The following is a 15,716-nucleotide window of genomic DNA, read 5'->3' on the forward strand; positions in this document are numbered from 1 at the left end:
AACCCGACAAGCGCTCGCGCGCGGTCGCTGGCCGATCTTCATCAGTGGCCTGCCGCCTGCCTGCCAAGTCCCTGTCGACTGCCTGTCGACTGCCCGCCGACGCGGAGCGCGTGCCGGACCGGTGGGCGGTTCGGAAGGATCAGAAGGAGTTGACGATGCGGATGTAGCGCGTCCAGTCCCAGTACCGTCCGGGGTCGGTGTGGTCGGTGCCCGGGACCTCGACATGGCCGATGATGCGCTCGCGGTCCTTGGGAATGCCGTACTTCTTGCAGATCGCCGCTGTCAGGGCGGCGGACTGCTCGTACATCGCGTCGGTGAAGTATTCCGGTTTGTCCACCCATCCTTCGTGCTCGATGCCGATGCTCTGTGTGTTGTAGGTCCAGTTACCCGCGTGCCAGGCGACGTTGCGCTCGCGGACGCACTGGGCGATGTGTCCGTCCCTAGAGCGGACCACGTAGTGCGCGGACACCTTCTTCGCCGGGTTCTGGAAGATGGCCAGCGTGTCGGCGTACGTCTCCTGCGTGACGTGAATGACCACGTACTTGACCGGATAGCTGCTGGGGCGGTTGGAAGCGGTGTAGTTGGAGGTGCTGGCCGGCACCCATTCGGCCGGGGGATAGTCGTCCGTTCGAGTCCCTGCCGCGGCGCGGTGGGAGGTCAGGAGCACGGAGGGGACGGCCGCGAGGGCCGCGCCCTGGAGCAGTCGGCGCCTGCTCGGGAGTCTTGTGCGCGAGGTGTCCTGCGTCTCGTACGTCGCTCGGTCTCGTGCTTGATCCATGGCTGGTGTGCCTCTCGGTGGGGGGAGCAGCTGGACGTCACAGCGCGTGGCGGTTCCGCGGACGGCACGGTGGGGCGTACCGGGAGCACCGGGCGTACCGGGCGGATGTCACGGCGTGTGCGTGTCTGGACCTGGCAGGGAGAGCTTCATATCTCGTGGGGCGCGGTCAGATGTGGTGCGCAGTGGGGCGGTGCGGAGCGCAGCGGTGCGGAACGAGGCGGTGCGCAATGAGGCGGTGCGTGGTGGGGCGGTGCAGGGCAGAGCGGTGCGTCCGTGTCACCGACGGGCGCGAGCGGTGCCTGCACAGTGTGGGCGGCGAACTGACACGCGTCCAGATTGTTGAAGCCGAAATCCCTCACGAGCCGTTGCCCGACATCGACGATCACAACGGTGTTCATAGCGCACTCGACGGCCACGCCGCAGGCGCGCAACTCCGGATTCTCCGACATGTGATTCCCCCGATCCGTGAGCCCCGCACCCCTGTCACCAGCGCGGAGAGCGGCTCACGCGAATTACCGTACGGGCCTTGCGGGTTGAGGCGGAAGGGCCCGCTGCGCATCTGTGCACGGGCGTGTGACTGTGGAAAACCCAGCCACTCGTGTGGGGGATGCGCATGCAGGAGCTTGGGCCAGGCCGGTGGCTTCCGCGCCGCGTCCGGGAGAAATTCCGCGAGAAATCCCGCCGGACGTGTCGATCAGGCCGTCTCCTGTTCGACGCGGAAGTGAGGGCGGTCCTTCAGCTCCCTGACGAGCCCGTAGCGATCCCGACTGAACCCGTACCGAGGAGAACGCCATGGCCAAACTGCGCGTACACAACGCGACCCTCACTGGACATGGAGGGCGGGACCACCTTCCACTTCACGGACGAGCCCATCGAGACGGTGCTGCGGCGCGCGTTCGAGGCGGCCGGGGGCAAGGACGTACGCCTCGGGGGAGGAGCGGCCACCATTCAGCAGTATGTCCGTGCCGGTCTGGTCGACGAGCTGCACCTGGCCGTCGTCCCGATGCTCGTCGGCAGCGGTGAGCGGCTGCTCGACAACCTGGGCGACGCCGTCGACGCGTACGAGGTCGTGGAGCAGGTCAGCTCCGCGGCCGCCACGTATGCCCGGTTGACGCGTCGCTGAGCACTCCGCAGCGGGCGAGCGTCTACGTCACTCCGTCCACCCCTGCCGGGTCGTCGAGCACCGCCCGTACGACGGAGTGCGCCGCGCCCAGCAGGGGACCTTCGGAGCCGATGCCGGAGACGGTCACGTCACAGGCGGGGCCGGCGGCGCGCCGTCCCAGCTCCCGCTCCAGACAGGGCAGCAGCCAGGGTGCCAGCCGTGACAGCGCGCCGCCCAGCACGACCGCCTGTGGATCCAGCAGGTTCACCGCGCCGGTGAGCGCGATCCCCAGCGCGGTCCCGGCGCCGTGCAGGGCTCGCCGGACGTCGTCGTCCCCCTCGGCGGCGCGGTCGGCGAGGAGCCCGACACGATCCGGCCCGGGGGGCAGTCCCGCCGCACGCAGTACCGCTTCCTCGCCCGCGTACTGCTCCAGGCACCCCCGGCCGCCGCACGGACACGCGGGTCCTTCCGGGTGGATGGGTACGTGGCCCAACTCGCCCGCGAACCCTCGGCTGCCGCGCAGCAGCTGCCCGTCGACCACCAGCGCCGCACCGATGCCGATCTCCGCCGAGACGTGCAGAAAGTTCTCCGGCGCCCCGTCGCCGAGCCACAGCTCTGCCAGGGCTCCGAGGTTCGCTTCGTTGTCCACGGTCAGCGGCGTGCCCGCCAGCGACAGGGCTTCGAGATCGACGCCGTGCCAGTCGAGGTTGGGGGCGCTCACGACAGTGTGGGTGCCGCGTGCGACCAGTCCGGGCACGGCGACGGCCAGACCGGCCGGGCGCAGGCCCTCCCGTTCCATCTCGCGGCTCACCTGCCGTACCAGTGCGGCGAGTTCCGTGAGCACGGGCTCCGGCGAGCGGCCCCGGTTGGCGGTCTCCCGTCGTGCACGCGCGCGTACTTCGCCGCGCAGGTCGACCGCGCACACCGCGAGGTGGTCGACGCCCACCTCCGCTCCGATCCCGGCGGGCCCGTGGGCGCTGACCGCGAGTGCGGAACCCGGGCGGCCCACTCGGCCGGGGCGCTCCGGCCCCAACTCCTCCAGGAGCCCGGACCTGATCAGCTCGTCCACCAGGGTGGACACCGCGGCACGGGTCAGACCGATCCGTGACGCCACGGCGGCGCGCGACAGCGGGCCCTGCGCCGCGACGGCGTGCATCACGCGGGAAAGGTTGCGGCGGCGCATGCCCTGCTGGGTGTTGGGAAGGCCCTGCGGGGCCCCCGGCGCCCCTTGCCGCGGCCCGGCAGGCCGCGCGCCGGACGCTCCAGGGTGTGCCCCGTGCGGCGGTGCGGTCATGCCGACGTCAACCCGGCCTTCCTGTACAAGCGACCACCTGTCTCCCCGCGTCGGTGCGCGCGCTCCGCGCCCACGCAACGCCCTCCCTGTCAGCAGCGTTCACGCCCAGCACCGCCGTTCAGCAAGGCGGCCGCGTCGCAGACTACCTCCGTGATCCGCGACAGCGTCTCCTCGTCCCGCTCCACGGCGTCGAGGACAGGCCCGCGCGCTGTGTCCCAGCGACGGGCGACGGCCGCCGGGTCCTCTCCGGTCAGCAGGCCCGCTGCCTGTGCGGCGGCGCCGAGCGCGACCAGCTCACCGGCCTCGGGAATCCGCACGGGCCTTCCGGACAGCCGCCGTACCGTCTCCTGCCACGCGACGCCGCGCGCCCCGCCGCCGATGAGGAGCAGCGGTTCGGAACGGTCCGCGTCCGCATCGAGGACGGCATCCAGCGCGCCCAGGAGCGCGTGCACCGCGCCGTCGTACGCGGCTTGCAGCACCTGTCCCGGAGTCGTGTCGTGACGCAGCCCGTGCAGGAGCCCCGAGGCGTGCGGCAGGTCGGGGGTGCGCTCGCCGTCCAGGTACGGCAGCAGCGTGACGTCCCCGCCGGGCTGTACCGCCTCCCGGTCCAGGCCGAACAGCGCGGCCACGCGGTCGACGGCCAGGGTGCAGTTGAGCGTGCAGGCGAGCGGCAGCCAGGCGCCGCGCGCGTCGGCGAACCCGGCGACCGTGCCGGTCGGATCCGTGGGACGGCGCTCGGAGACCGCGTACACCGTGCCGGACGTGCCGAGGCTCAGCACCGGTGCACCAGGGTGCAGGCCCAGTCCGATCGCGGCCGCCGCGTTGTCACCGGCGCCGGGCGCCACCAGCGTGCCCTTGGAGAAGGGCAGTTCACCGTCGCGCACGGTGCCGACGACCTCTCCGGGTGCGGCCACGCGCGGCAACAGGGTGGCGTCCAGGCCCACCAGCTGCAGGATTTCGTCGTCGTACGCCCCGGTGGCGGACGCCCACCATCCGGTGCCGGAGACATCGCTGCGGTCGGTCGTTCCGGCACCGGTGAGGCGCTGCGTGAGGTAGTCGTGGGGGAGGCGCACCGCGGCGGTGGCGCGGGCCGAGGCGGGCTCGTGCTCGGTGAGCCAGACCCACTTGGTCACGGTGAAGGAGGGACCGGGAACGCTGCCGACCCGTTCCGCCCAGCCCTTCGCGCCGCCCAACTGCTCCACCAGCCGACGGGCCTGCGGTGCGGACCGTACGTCGTTCCACAGCATCGCCGGACGCACCGGCCTCCCCTGGGCGTCCAAGGTGACGAGCCCGTGCTGCTGACCGGCCACCGATACGGCGGCGGCCTCGCGCGCGGCGGTGCCGCACTGGTGCAGTGCCTCGCGGAGGGCGCTCCACCACTGCTCGGGGTCGCTCTCCCGGAGGGCCCCGGAGCTGACCGTGTGCGGCGCCTGGCCGCTGGCGACGACCTGCCCGGTGGCCGCGTCGACGACCAGGACCTTGGTCGACTGGGTGGAACTGTCCACGCCGACGACGAGGGGGCCCTCGGCTGCTGGGGCTGATGACATCGGCGTCTCCGTTCCGACGGCTGTTCACTGTCCGGACAGTGTCCCGGCACCCAGGGAGCTGCGTACTGGGACCAGGAGGCTGCCCATTGAGGCGAGCCCCGTACTCGCCTTCGGTCTTCCCAAGAGTGTCCGCGGATACTAATTTGTCAATCGCCATGACGAAATAGTCGAGGAGCAGTCGAGGAGCCGCACATGAACTACCAGCCCACTCCGGAGGACAAGTTCAGCTTCGGCCTGTGGACTGTCGGATGGCAGGGCAGGGACCCCTTCGGCGACGCCACCAGGGCGCCGCTGGACCCGGCAGTCTCGGTACGCCGCCTGGCCGACCTGGGTGCCTACGGAGTGACCTTCCACGACGACGACCTCATCCCGTTCGGCTCCTCGGACGCCGACCGTGCCGCTCACGTCAAGCGCTTCCGCGAGGCCCTCGACGCGACGGGGCTCGTGGTCCCCATGGCTACGACGAACCTGTTCACGCACCCCGTCTTCAAGGACGGCGCGTTCACCGCCAACGACCGTGACGTCCGCCGCTACGCACTGCGGAAGACGATCCGCAACATTGACCTCGCCGCCGAACTCGGCGCGCGCGTCTACGTCGCCTGGGGCGGCAGGGAGGGCGCGGAGTCCGGAGCGGCCAAGGACGTACGCGACGCACTGGAGCGCATGAAGGAGGCCTTCGACCTCCTCGGCGCCCATGTGACCGAGCAGGGGTACGACCTGCGCTTCGCGATCGAGCCGAAGCCGAACGAGCCGCGCGGCGACATCCTGCTGCCCACCGTCGGGCACGCCCTGGCGTTCATCGAGCGCCTGGAGCGGCCCGAGCTCTACGGAGTGAACCCCGAAGTGGGCCACGAGCAGATGGCGGGCCTCAACTTCCCGCACGGCATCGCGCAGGCCCTGTGGGCGGGCAAGCTCTTCCACATCGACCTCAACGGCCAGAGCGGCATCAAGTACGACCAGGACCTGCGCTTCGGAGCGGGCGACCTGCGCAGCGCCTTCTGGCTGGTCGACCTCTTGGAGAGGGGCGGTTACGACGGGCCGCGCCACTTCGACTTCAAGCCGCCCCGCACCGAGGACGACGACGGGGTGTGGTCGTCCGCTGCCGGGTGCATGCGCAACTACCTGATTCTGCGGGAGCGTTCGGCGTCCTTCCGCGCGGATCCGGAGGTGCGTGCGGCGCTGCGGGACGCCCGCCTGCACGAACTGGCGCAGCCCACCGCCGAGGACGGGCTCGCGGGCCTGCTGGCCGACCCCAGCGCCTACGAAGAGTTCGATCTGGACGCGGCTGCCGCGCGCGGGATGGCCTTCGAACGGCTCGACCAACTGGCCATGGACCATCTCCTGGGGGCGCGGGGCTGACTCCCCACGCGCCCCGGCGGTGCCGTTCGACGTGTGCCGGAACGGTCCGGTCCATGGTCATGGCGCGTATCAACTTCCGCACGAGGCTCGCGCCATGACCGGTTCAAGGTAACTCTTGACGGTATGGCCATGCCGCCCGTTCCGCCGCAGCCTCCGCGCCCGCCCGGTGACCTTCCCCCTCCCGGGGGCGGTGACTTCGGTCCGCCTCCTGGAGGGTACGGATCGCCACCCGGTGGGTACGGCCCGCCCGGCGGATACGGTCCGCCCTCCGGGGACGGCGGATGGCAGCCCCCACCGTCCGGCGGGCGGCCGCCCGGCAGGCGCACCATGCTGTTCATCCTGCTGACGGCACTTGTGGCCGTCGGTGCCGTCGCCGCGGTGGTCCTGCTCGCCACCGGAGGTGACGACTCCTCGGACAAGAAGAGCCCCTCCGAGAGCAGCAGGAGCAGCGAGCGCCGCCCCACGCCCTCGCTGAGCCTCCCGTCGGAAATCCCCACGAGGTTGCCGAGCGACCTGCCGAGCGATCTCCCCAGCGACCTTCCCACCGGGCTGCCCAGCGACCTTCCGCTGCCCACGGGTCTGCCGACCGACCTGGAGTCGCTGCTCCCGACACCCGCGGGCAACGAAGTGCCGTAGACGGGGCTGTTGACTGCGACTGTGCCCGTGCGGCGGTGCGGTGCGCTGAGCGGCCCGGTGGGAAAGCGTGCGCTACGGAGACGCCCGCACGCCTCCCGGATCCCCCGCCGCGAACCCTTCACAGCCCCCTGGGGAGCCGGACGTACGTCACGGTGGTCTCCACGCCGCTGTCCACGAGCCGACCGTCCTTGTCGAAGGCCCCCGGGCCGTCCGTCATCCCGAAGTCGTTGTCATTGATCAGCGCCAGCGTGCGGTGGTCGACCCGGGCGACGCCCTCGATCTTGCCGGGCACGCCGTCGACGGTGTTCAGGTCGACGGCCAGGCGCTTGCGCAGCACCGGCACACCGGAGGCCGCGGGATCGTCCAGCTCCTCCAGGGAAGGGCGGGTTGCCGCGTCGTCCCAGCGCTCGCCCAGGATGTCGGCCCGCCGGTCGAGCCGCACCAGCTGCAGCCGGGCCGCCTTGTCGGTGCGCTCCTCGACCAGCAGACGGTCACGGCCGACGGCGACGACGGAAGAGATCTTCAGCTCGGAGGTGTCGTCCTCGCCCGGGTCGACGACGCCCACCGGGTCGAAGCGATACGCGTACTCGGCGGTCACCGCCTGCTTCGCCGGAGAGAACCGCAGCAGCCGTGCCGTGCGGGACCCCTCACCGGCGTCCTCGTCCGGCAGGGACAGCGGACTCTGCACCGCCAGCACCAAGTCACCGCCCGGGAGTTGGGCGAGTCCTTCGAAACCGCGGTTGACCTTGCGGTGCAGCAGTACCCCGGGCAGTGCCTCGGCGACGGGATAGTCCGCACCGCGCAGCTTCAGCCCCTTGGGGACGTAGCGCTTGATGACCTTCCCGCGTGCGGAGACATGCACCAGGGAGGGGCCGTACTCGTCGACCAGCCAGAAGCTGCCGTCGCCGGCCCGAACGATGCCTTCGGTGTCCAGGCCGTTCGGATCGTAGGAGAGGGGCTTCTTGGCGTCATACGTGTACGGTGCCTCGTCGCGTCCCTTCTGGTTGGGCAACCCGGTGACGGGCCTTCCGGAGCGCGTGGTGATCGGCAGCGCGTCGATGACCTTCACGGCGCGGCCGGACACCCGGACCTTGACGATCGCCGGATCGAAGCCGGGCACCGGAAACGTACGGCGCTTGGTGCCGTCCACCTTGATCTGGCCGTTGGGCCCCCGGTCCGTGACCGTCCAGAACTCGCCCTTGCGGCCCGCCGGATAGATGTCGCTGCCGATCCCGCCGAGATCGACGCCGCGGTCGTCACGCACGGTACCGGGCAGCAGCCGGTTGCTGAACGTCCCCAGAGGGAGGTCGCCGAGCGTCGCGGTGGAGATGACACGGGGCGCGTCGCCCCTGCCCGAGCGCGGCGCCTCGGCCGTGGCACCGATCGCGGTGCCGGTGACCGCCAGCGCGGTGAGCAGGGCGAGCGGCACGCCGACAGCGACGGATCGGCGGACGGGGCGCTGGCCGGCGGCGCGCGCGGACATGGGGCCTCCTGAGGCACGGGATCGGTGACGAGGTCACCTTTCGCGGCCCTTGCGAACACCAGGTGTCGTGCGGGTGAATCCGCAGGAGTCCCCTGAGTGAACCGCCCGTTCCCCGGATGCCGCGGGCCCCGGGTGGGGTGCGACGGCGGTGGGTGCGACGGCCTCCGGAGCGTACGGAGGCCGACGGCGCCTCCGCGAGGGGCGAGAGGCACCGTCGGCCGTCACCGGGGGCGATCAGCAGCGGTGGGGGCGCGTTCCCCGAGTGTCATCCCCCCTTCAGCTAGCTCCGCACAACTGAACCGGTGCGCTCCACGGTCCTTGATGTCATGACCTTGCTCAATCGCTGGCCGGAGCGAGTGCGCGTGCCGGTGTTCCCGGCGCACGATCACCCCGCGCGGGTACGCCGGTGGCCGACGTACACGTTTCAGCCATGGACCGCGGCCTGGTCACTCGCCGCCGGCCGCCACCGCCAAGGCTGTCGCAGGGTCGTGCGCCGCCGGTCCCGCGGGCGCCCAGCGGCCGCGCTCCTTGCGGTAGGGCCACCAGCGCCCGTCGCGCCCGTGACGCAGCTGAGTGTCGCCGCCCACCACTGTCCAGCAGTTGCGCGCGGCACGCAGCGTCGGCCGCTCGCTCTCGTCCCACGCCGCTGCGAGCGCGGCACGCGCACGTGCCAGGGCGTCACCTTCCGGAGCCCAGTCCTCCTCGAGGACGGAGAGCGCGGCCCGTCCTCCGTACTCCCATGCCCGCACGGCCCGAGCGAGCCCGTCACGGTCCCGGCCCGAGCCGTCCGCCAGGCGCGCCGCGATCACGGAGCCTGGCGCCGCCGCCGCGGCGAGGCGTACCGCGTCCTCGCCGAGCGTCAACCCCGCTTCGACCGGCTGCTGTTCATGGCCCGGTGACAGGGCTTCGACGAGCAGCCGGTGCGCCTCTGCCGCCGCGCGTGCCGCCAGGAACTCGAGCGCCGCCACATCGACACCCGGCGCGGGCTCCGCCTCCGTGTCCAGCGAAGGCGGCAGGCCGGGCTCTGAAGGCAGCGGAGGCGGCGCGGGCAGCGGCGGGAGGATGATCCCCTCCGCGTACGCCTCAGCGGCGTCCACGCCCTCCTGAGCGCCGTCCCCTGCCTCCTGCTCCGGGGCGTCCGGCACGGTCCGCTGCGCCACGCTGCGTACCTGCAACTCGTCGAGGAGCTCTCGCTCGCCGCGCCCGCGCATGAGGAGCAGGACGAACGGATCCTGGTCGAGCAGCCGCGCCATCTGGTAGCACAGCGCCGCCGTGTGCCCGCAGTGGTCCCAGGCCTCGCAGTCGCACTCCGGCTCCAGATCGCCGATGCCCGGCAGGAGTTCGACACCGGCCGCCGCCGCGTCCTCCACCAGGTGCGGCGGCATCTCCCGGTCGAGCAGCGCGGCGATGTGGCCCGCCCGCTCGACCGCCATGCCGAGGAAGCGGTCCCACTCCTCCTCGCTCAGCTGCTGCAGCAGCACGTCCGAGCGCTGAGCCGCGCCGTCCTTGCCCTGGACGACCGCTGTGATGCGCCCGGGGCGCACCGATACCGCGCCGACGGACCCCGCTCGCGCCAGCCTGCGGCCGGTCTTGAGCTGTGCGTTGTCGAGCGCCGTGTCCTCCAGCGCCTTGAGCCACGCCTGTCCCCACCAGGTCTCCGCGAACCCCCGCCCGCGCGCGGGGGGCAGCGCGGCGAAGATCCGCTCATGGTCGTACGCCGCCACCTCGTCGCTCCCTTTGTTGCCGCCGATACCGCTGATGCCACCCAGGGCGTCCCTGCCTCCTGCGTCGTCCGTGTACGGATCGCTGTACGCGGCGTCGTGACTGTCGCTCATCGTGTGCCCCCTCGCAGCTCCACCAGGTCGGCCAGTTCGGCGTCGGTCAGCTCGGTGAGCGCGGACTCACCGGAGCCGAGCACGGCGTCGGCCAGTTCGCGCTTGCGCAGCAGCATCTCGGCGATGCGGTCCTCGATCGTGCCTTCCGCGATGAGCCGGTGCACCTGCACGGGCTGCGTCTGCCCGATGCGGTAGGCGCGGTCGGTGGCCTGGGCCTCCACGGCGGGGTTCCACCACCGGTCGTAGTGCACGACGTGCTCGGCACGGGTGAGGTTGAGGCCCGTGCCTGCGGCCTTCAGCGACAGCAGGAAGACGGGTACCTCGGCGTCCTGGAAGCGGCGCACCATGGCCTCACGCTCGGCCACCGGGGTACCACCGTGCAGGAACTGCGAGGGGACGCCGCGGGCCGCCAGATGCCGCTCGATGAGCCGCGCCATCTGCACGTACTGGGTGAACACGAGCACGCTCGCGTCCTCGGCGAGGATCGTGTCGAGCAGCTCGTCCAGGAGTTCCAGCTTCCCCGAGCGGCCGATCAGCCGGGGCTCGTCCTCCTTGAGGTACTGCGCGGGGTGGTTGCAGATCTGCTTCAGGCCCGTGAGCAGCTTGACGATCAGACCACGGCGGGCGAAGGCGTCGGCGCCGGAGATCTCCGCGAGCGCCTCGCGCACCACCGCTTCGTAGAGACCCGTCTGCTCGGTGGTGAGGGAAACCGCACGATCGGTCTCCGTCTTGGGTGGCAGCTCGGGGGCGATACCCGGGTCCGACTTGCGGCGGCGCAGCAGGAACGGGCGCACCAGCTTGGCGAGCCGTTCGGCCGCGGCAGGGTCGGTGCCGCTCTCCACGGCCTGGGCGTACCGCGTGCGGAAGGCGCCGAGCTTGCCGAGCAGCCCCGGGGTCGTCCAGTCGAGGATCGCCCACAGCTCGGAGAGGTTGTTCTCCACGGGAGTGCCGGTGAGCGCCACACGCGCGCGTGCCCCGATGGTCCGCAGCTGCTTGGCCGTTGCGGAGTACGGGTTCTTGACGTGCTGCGCCTCGTCGGCGACGACCAGACCCCAGGGGACCTCGGCAAGCCGTTCCGAGTCGAGCCGCATCGTTCCGTAGGTGGTGAGCACGAACTCGCCGTCGGCCAGGTCCTCCAGGCCGCGCTGAGCGCCGTGGAAGCGGCGTACCGCCGTACCGGGGGCGAACTTCTCGATCTCGCGCTGCCAGTTGCCCATCAACGACGTCGGGCACACGACGAGCGTCGGGCCCGCCGTCGTCACGTCGCCCTGACGGTGCAGATGCAGCGAGATCAGCGTGATGGTCTTGCCGAGGCCCATGTCGTCGGCCAGACACCCGCCGAGCCCCAACGACGTCATCCGGGCCAGCCAGTTGAGCCCCCGCAGCTGATAGTCGCGCAGCTCGGCGGCGAGCGCCGCCGGCTGCCCGACGGGCTCCATGCCCTCCGGGTCCGCAAGGCGCTCGCGCAGCGTCGCCAGCCACCCCGTGGGCTGTACGTCGACACGGTGGCCGTCCACCTCTGTGGCGCCCGTCAGAGCGGCACTCAGGGCGTCGATCGGGGTGACCTTGCGGTCCTGCTGCGCCAGGGCGCGCCGCGTCTCCTCGGGGTCGATGAGCACCCACTGGTCGCGCAGGCGCACCACGGGGCGGTTCGCCTCCGCGAGGCGGTCGAGATCCGCGCGGCTCAGCTGCTCGTCGCCGAGCGCGAAACGCCAGTTGAAGGCCAGCAGCGCGTCGGCCGAGAGGTACGACGGCGTGTCCGACGACAGCTTGTCCGGACCCTGACCGTCGCCGTCCGCGTCCGCCGGGGCTTCCGGGCCGATCACCGCACGGGCCGTGAGGCTGCGCGCCAGCTCCCTGGGCCAGTGCACGTCGACGCCCGCCACGGCGAGCATGCACGCGCCCTCGCCCAGGAGCTCGGTGACCTCCTCGTCGGCCAGCTCGACCGCATCGGGCACGCTCGCCGAGAGCAGCGGTCCCAGCGGCGCCCACGCGCGCGTGGCGCGGCGCAGTGCGAGCAAGGCGTCCATCCGTGCGCGCGGCCCGAAGCCCCGCGCCGCGGCGCCCGATCCGGCCCACACCTCAGCGGCGTCGGCGACGAGGGACGGGTCGCTGACGCTGTGGATCTGCAGCACGGCTCGGAACGGCAGCCGTGTCTCCTCGGAAACCTCCGCGAGCAGACCCGGCACCTCGACGCGCAGCGAGATCCGCACGCCCGCGTCGTGCCCGGCCGCGACGTCCATGGCCCAAGGGCGCTGCTCCGGCACGTGCTGGGGTTCCGGCGCCGCGAAGGCGGGCTGCCCGGCGGCCGCCACGGCGGCAGGGGAGCGCGGCAGCGTGTCGGCGACCGCGTCCAGGAACTGGCGCAGCAGCCGCTCGGGTGCGGGCAGCCGCGGCGCCGCGGTGGCGTCGAGCGGGACCGCGTGCGCGGCGGGCGGCATCGCGGCAGCGAGCTCACGCAGCCGCTGCAGATCCGCGGTGCCGAGCGGACCGGTCCGCCAGGCGTCGTGGTCGCTCTCGGTCAGGCCGGGCAGCAACAGGCCGCGGGCGGCCAGCTGCAGCGCCAGTACGGCCGCCGTGCCCCAGAAGGCCGCCGTCGGGTGGGCGCCGGGGGCGGTCCGGGCGCGAGTGAGGACCGGCAGCGCGGCGCGCACCGGAAGCAGCGTCGCCGCCACGGAGCTCATCTGGACGGCGTCGTCACCGGGCACGGCGACGGTGAGTTCCTCAAGGGCGCCTGCGGCTGTGGTGGGCGGAGCGTCGCCCTCCGGATGCCAGAAGGCGATGCGGCCGGAGCGGCCGGGGTCGCCCGGCACGAACACTACGGAGCAGCGGGACAGTTCAGAGATCTCGGAGGGAGTGACAGTGGGGAGCCTGTGCACAGCGATGGCGCATTCCTCAAATTTGACTAATGAGACCGGGAGCGGCCGAGAGTACAGCACACCCAAGGCCTCGCGCGGCTTCTGCAGTCGTGATCCCCATCACTCGGCGGGGGGTGTATCCAGCACCCCTGTGCACAGGTGGTGGGCCCCCGCGGGGACCGGTGGTGGCCCCCCGTGCAACACGGGTGGTGGCGCCATGGCTGCGAAAGGTCACAGATCCGTACGTTTCCTCAGGTCAGCCTGTCGACACGGAGACCGGAGACCTTGCCATGCCCCAGGCCATCGCTGCCGTTGCGGACCGACCCACAGGCGGCGTTCCACAGACCGCCGGAAGCGACTTCGCGCCGCTCCTGCGCACGGTCAGAGCACAGGGCTTCCTGGAGCGGCGCAGCGGCTGGTACGCGCGCAGCATCGCGGTCAACGCCGCGGCACTGGTGGCCGTAGGGGCGGGCCTGTTCGCTCTTGGACACACCTGGTGGGTCCTGCTCCTCGCCCCCGTGCTCTCCGTACTGTGCGTCCGAACCGCGTTCTTCGGTCACGACGCCGGGCACTCCCAGATCACCGGCAACCGCACGATGGCGGACCTCATCGGCCTCTTCCACGGCAACCTCCTGCTCGGCATGAGCGTGAGCTGGTGGAACGACAAGCACAACCGCCACCACGCCAACCCCAACCACATCGAGAAGGACCCCGACGTCGCTGCCGACGTGCTGGTGTTCACCAGCAAGCAGGCCAGGGTCCGCGTGGGCTTCCGGCGCTGGCTCACCCGCAACCAGGCCTGGCTGTTCTTCCCCCTGACGCTGCTGCAGGGCATCGCCATGAAGGTCTACGGATTCCAGGCCCTGCGCCGCCAGGCCCCGCGCCGGCGCGCGGTCGAAGGAACCCTCCTGGTGGCCCACCTCGTGGGCTACGTGACGCTGCTGCTCGCCGCCATGCCCCTGGGGCACGCGATCGCGTTCGCCGCCCTCCACCAGGCGCTGTTCGGCCTTCACCTGGGCATGGCCTTCGCGCCCAACCACAAGGGCATGGAGATGCCCGACCCGAACGGGGACCGCTGGGGCCACCTCCAGCGCCAGGTCCTCACGTCACGGAACATCCGCGGCGGTGCACTGACCGACTGGTTCCTCGGCGGGCTCAACTACCAGATCGAGCACCACCTGTTTCCGAGCCTGCCCCGCCCGCATCTGCGGCTCGTCCAGCCACTGGTCCGCGCGCACTGCCATGCTGTGGGTATGCCCTACGCGGAGACCGGGCTGATCGATTCCTACCGGCAGGTACTGCGCCACATGTACGAGGTGGGCGAGCCGCTCAGGGTCGAATAGGGGTCGCACCTCAGGGATCGGTCAGGGTCCTGTCCTGGAACTGGGCACGGGCCGATCCCGTTTCTCAAGACAGAGAGCGGCGCCAGCCGCGAAGGAGGCGACGGACATGTCGAAGAACGCGAAGATCGCCGCGGGAGGCGTGGCAGCCGGGATCATCCTGCTGATCTGGCTGCCCTGGTGGGTCGCCTTCCTGATCGTGATCGGCGTCCCGGCCGCGGCCTATCTGGCACTCGACCCCAGCCAGCGGCGCAAGCTGCGCCGTGTCACCCGCAAGGAGCTCGGCCGCTGAGCCGCCACGGCCGCAGGTCCCCCGGGAGACGGCGTTCTCAGGACGGGCGTACCGCCAGCTTGTCGAGCGCCGCGAGGAGGCCGGGGAGTTCGGGTCCGCGCCCCACCGGAAGCACCTCGCCGGGTTCCTCGTCGAGCAGCACGAGCGCGATGTCGTCGGTCCTGGCGACCATGGACCAGCCGGGGCCGTCGGCGCGCAGCGTGCGGGCATCTCCGGAGGCGAACGAGGAACGCACCCGCCCCAGGGGCGGCGGCGTGTCCACGTACGCCCGGGCTTCCGCCAGGACGCGCCGCACGCCGGTCAGCGGCTCGGTCCGTACGACCCCGCCGTCGACGCCGCCGGAGCCTTCCGGCCCGGCGCTCCCGGACGCCCCGCCCGCCCCGACGCCGCTGTCCGTGGCGAAGTCGGCGTCGTCGATCTGCTCGCGCCAGACAGCCCACTGCAGGGCGATCTCATCGGCACCGAGCCGCCGTTGCGCGGGCCCCCAAGAGGCCGACTCCGGCGGGGAGAGCGGCACACGGTCGGGCTGATCGGGGTCGGGCACGGGGTCGTGCGGGGCGGGTACGCCCGGGGCGGCCACCGCGACCGCGAGCGGCCAGCCCGGCAGCGCGGCGACCACCGTGCGCTCGTCGGGCGACAGGTCGTACTCCATGCCGCAGTCCCAGGAGGCGATCGCGACGGCCACGAGCGACACGTCGTCGGTGACGACCGTCCACCGCGCACCCGAGCTGTCCTGTCCGAGGACCAGGCCGTACCCGGCGGCCAGCGGGGGCAGACCCAGCGCCGCGCAGGCTTCGGGATAGTCATCGCCGAGCACACTGGGGAACTTCGCGGGCGTCAGCAGCACCGCCGTCAGCACGTACAGCGCCTCGTCATCGGCGGCGACAGCGTCGTCCGTTCCGGCCATGCCCGCCTCCCCATCACGGCCCACTTCTTTCTCCGACGGCGCACCTTAACCACTGGCCCCGGGCACCGTCGAGAGGTGGATGAGCAGGAAAATCCACTCGTACGCCGCAGGGATGGACCTTTACGCTGCTTGTCATGCCTAGGGCCAGTTCGCACTTCGTCTGTCTGCCGTGCCGCGCGTCGTTCAAGAAAGCATCCGACTACGCGCGCGTGCGCCGCGACATCTGCCCCCAGTGCGGTGGCGAGCTCCTGGACGCGGGCTCGGCGCTCGCCGTGCCCAAGTGCC

At 71.8% G+C, this 15,716-nt stretch carries 12 protein-coding genes; 5 read left to right on the forward strand and 7 right to left on the reverse strand.

The window, feature by feature from the left end; all coding sequences use genetic code 11:
* Positions 1–139: 139 nt before the first annotated feature.
* Positions 140–778: an N-acetylmuramoyl-L-alanine amidase gene (locus ACFWZ5_RS14765; protein ID WP_384790616.1), complete on the reverse strand. Its 639-nt coding sequence runs from the start codon at positions 776–778 to the stop codon at positions 140–142.
* An 832-nt stretch (positions 779–1,610) separates the two neighbouring features.
* Here ACFWZ5_RS14765 and ACFWZ5_RS14770 point away from each other — a divergent pair.
* Positions 1,611–1,901, forward strand: a complete 291-nt coding sequence (locus ACFWZ5_RS14770) for a dihydrofolate reductase family protein (protein WP_384790614.1) — start codon at positions 1,611–1,613, stop codon at positions 1,899–1,901.
* Positions 1,902–1,923: 22 nt separating this feature from the next.
* Here the strand turns inward: ACFWZ5_RS14770 and ACFWZ5_RS14775 are convergent, their stop codons facing one another.
* Both ACFWZ5_RS14775 and xylB read right to left on the reverse strand, forming a co-directional pair.
* Positions 1,924–3,174 carry an ROK family protein gene (locus ACFWZ5_RS14775; RefSeq protein ID WP_384790612.1) on the reverse strand — a complete coding sequence of 417 codons (1,251 nt, stop codon included), beginning with the start codon at positions 3,172–3,174 and terminating at the stop codon, positions 1,924–1,926.
* Positions 3,175–3,263: 89 nt separating this feature from the next.
* Positions 3,264–4,721, reverse strand: a complete 1,458-nt coding sequence (gene xylB, locus ACFWZ5_RS14780; RefSeq protein ID WP_384790609.1) for a xylulokinase — start codon at positions 4,719–4,721, stop codon at positions 3,264–3,266.
* Between the two features lie 192 nt (positions 4,722–4,913).
* Between xylB and xylA the strand changes: the two genes are divergently transcribed.
* Positions 4,914–6,080 (forward strand): xylose isomerase, encoded by a 1,167-nt coding sequence (gene xylA / locus ACFWZ5_RS14785; RefSeq protein ID WP_384790606.1) that lies wholly within the window; start codon positions 4,914–4,916, stop codon positions 6,078–6,080.
* Positions 6,081–6,407: 327 nt separating this feature from the next.
* Entirely contained in the window at positions 6,408–6,716 is a 309-nt protein-coding gene (locus tag ACFWZ5_RS14790) for a hypothetical protein (RefSeq protein WP_384790603.1), read from the forward strand.
* A 118-nt stretch (positions 6,717–6,834) separates the two neighbouring features.
* Here the strand turns inward: ACFWZ5_RS14790 and ACFWZ5_RS14795 are convergent, their stop codons facing one another.
* The 3 genes from ACFWZ5_RS14795 to ACFWZ5_RS14805 form a co-directional block, all read right to left on the reverse strand.
* Positions 6,835–8,199, reverse strand: a complete 1,365-nt coding sequence (locus ACFWZ5_RS14795; protein ID WP_384790600.1) for an esterase-like activity of phytase family protein — start codon at positions 8,197–8,199, stop codon at positions 6,835–6,837.
* 446 nt (positions 8,200–8,645) lie between these two features.
* Positions 8,646–10,034: an SWF or SNF family helicase gene (locus tag ACFWZ5_RS14800; protein WP_384790597.1), complete on the reverse strand. Its 1,389-nt coding sequence runs from the start codon at positions 10,032–10,034 to the stop codon at positions 8,646–8,648.
* Positions 10,031–12,913 carry a DEAD/DEAH box helicase gene (locus ACFWZ5_RS14805; protein ID WP_384790594.1) on the reverse strand — a complete coding sequence of 961 codons (2,883 nt, stop codon included), beginning with the start codon at positions 12,911–12,913 and terminating at the stop codon, positions 10,031–10,033. The genes ACFWZ5_RS14800 and ACFWZ5_RS14805 overlap by 4 nt, the downstream gene beginning before the upstream one ends.
* Before the next feature lie 269 nt (positions 12,914–13,182).
* Here ACFWZ5_RS14805 and ACFWZ5_RS14810 point away from each other — a divergent pair, with 269 nt between their 5' ends.
* Together ACFWZ5_RS14810 and ACFWZ5_RS14815 are read left to right on the forward strand one after the other, a co-directional pair.
* The gene (locus ACFWZ5_RS14810; protein ID WP_384790591.1) at positions 13,183–14,235 is read left to right on the forward strand and encodes an acyl-CoA desaturase; all 1,053 of its coding nucleotides are present in this window, start codon (positions 13,183–13,185) and stop codon (positions 14,233–14,235) included.
* A gap of 106 nt (positions 14,236–14,341) precedes the next feature.
* Entirely contained in the window at positions 14,342–14,524 is a 183-nt protein-coding gene (locus ACFWZ5_RS14815) for a hypothetical protein (protein ID WP_384790588.1), read from the forward strand.
* A 37-nt stretch (positions 14,525–14,561) separates the two neighbouring features.
* Here ACFWZ5_RS14815 and ACFWZ5_RS14820 read toward each other — a convergent pair whose 3' ends face one another.
* Positions 14,562–15,431, reverse strand: a complete 870-nt coding sequence (locus ACFWZ5_RS14820) for a hypothetical protein (protein ID WP_384790585.1) — start codon at positions 15,429–15,431, stop codon at positions 14,562–14,564.
* Positions 15,432–15,716: the final 285 nt, after the last annotated feature.

Origin of the sequence: Streptomyces sp. NPDC059003 (assembly GCF_042740445.1) — a bacterium.
In the GTDB taxonomy this organism is placed as follows: Bacteria; Actinomycetota; Actinomycetes; order Streptomycetales; family Streptomycetaceae; genus Streptomyces.

Bases quoted from the DNA above. Each gene is read 5' to 3' on its own strand.
- ACFWZ5_RS14765 (WP_384790616.1), bottom strand. From the start codon at position 778: ATGGATCAAGCACGAGACCGAGCGACGTACGAGACGCAGGACACCTCG.
- ACFWZ5_RS14770 (WP_384790614.1), top strand. From the start codon at position 1,611: ATGGAGGGCGGGACCACCTTCCACTTCACGGACGAGCCCATCGAGACG.
- ACFWZ5_RS14775 (WP_384790612.1), bottom strand. From the start codon at position 3,174: ATGACCGCACCGCCGCACGGGGCACACCCTGGAGCGTCCGGCGCGCGG.
- xylB (WP_384790609.1), bottom strand. From the start codon at position 4,721: ATGTCATCAGCCCCAGCAGCCGAGGGCCCCCTCGTCGTCGGCGTGGAC.
- xylA (WP_384790606.1), top strand. From the start codon at position 4,914: ATGAACTACCAGCCCACTCCGGAGGACAAGTTCAGCTTCGGCCTGTGG.
- ACFWZ5_RS14790 (WP_384790603.1), top strand. From the start codon at position 6,408: ATGCTGTTCATCCTGCTGACGGCACTTGTGGCCGTCGGTGCCGTCGCC.
- ACFWZ5_RS14795 (WP_384790600.1), bottom strand. From the start codon at position 8,199: ATGTCCGCGCGCGCCGCCGGCCAGCGCCCCGTCCGCCGATCCGTCGCT.
- ACFWZ5_RS14800 (WP_384790597.1), bottom strand. From the start codon at position 10,034: ATGAGCGACAGTCACGACGCCGCGTACAGCGATCCGTACACGGACGAC.
- ACFWZ5_RS14810 (WP_384790591.1), top strand. From the start codon at position 13,183: ATGCCCCAGGCCATCGCTGCCGTTGCGGACCGACCCACAGGCGGCGTT.
- ACFWZ5_RS14815 (WP_384790588.1), top strand. From the start codon at position 14,342: ATGTCGAAGAACGCGAAGATCGCCGCGGGAGGCGTGGCAGCCGGGATC.
- ACFWZ5_RS14820 (WP_384790585.1), bottom strand. From the start codon at position 15,431: ATGGCCGGAACGGACGACGCTGTCGCCGCCGATGACGAGGCGCTGTAC.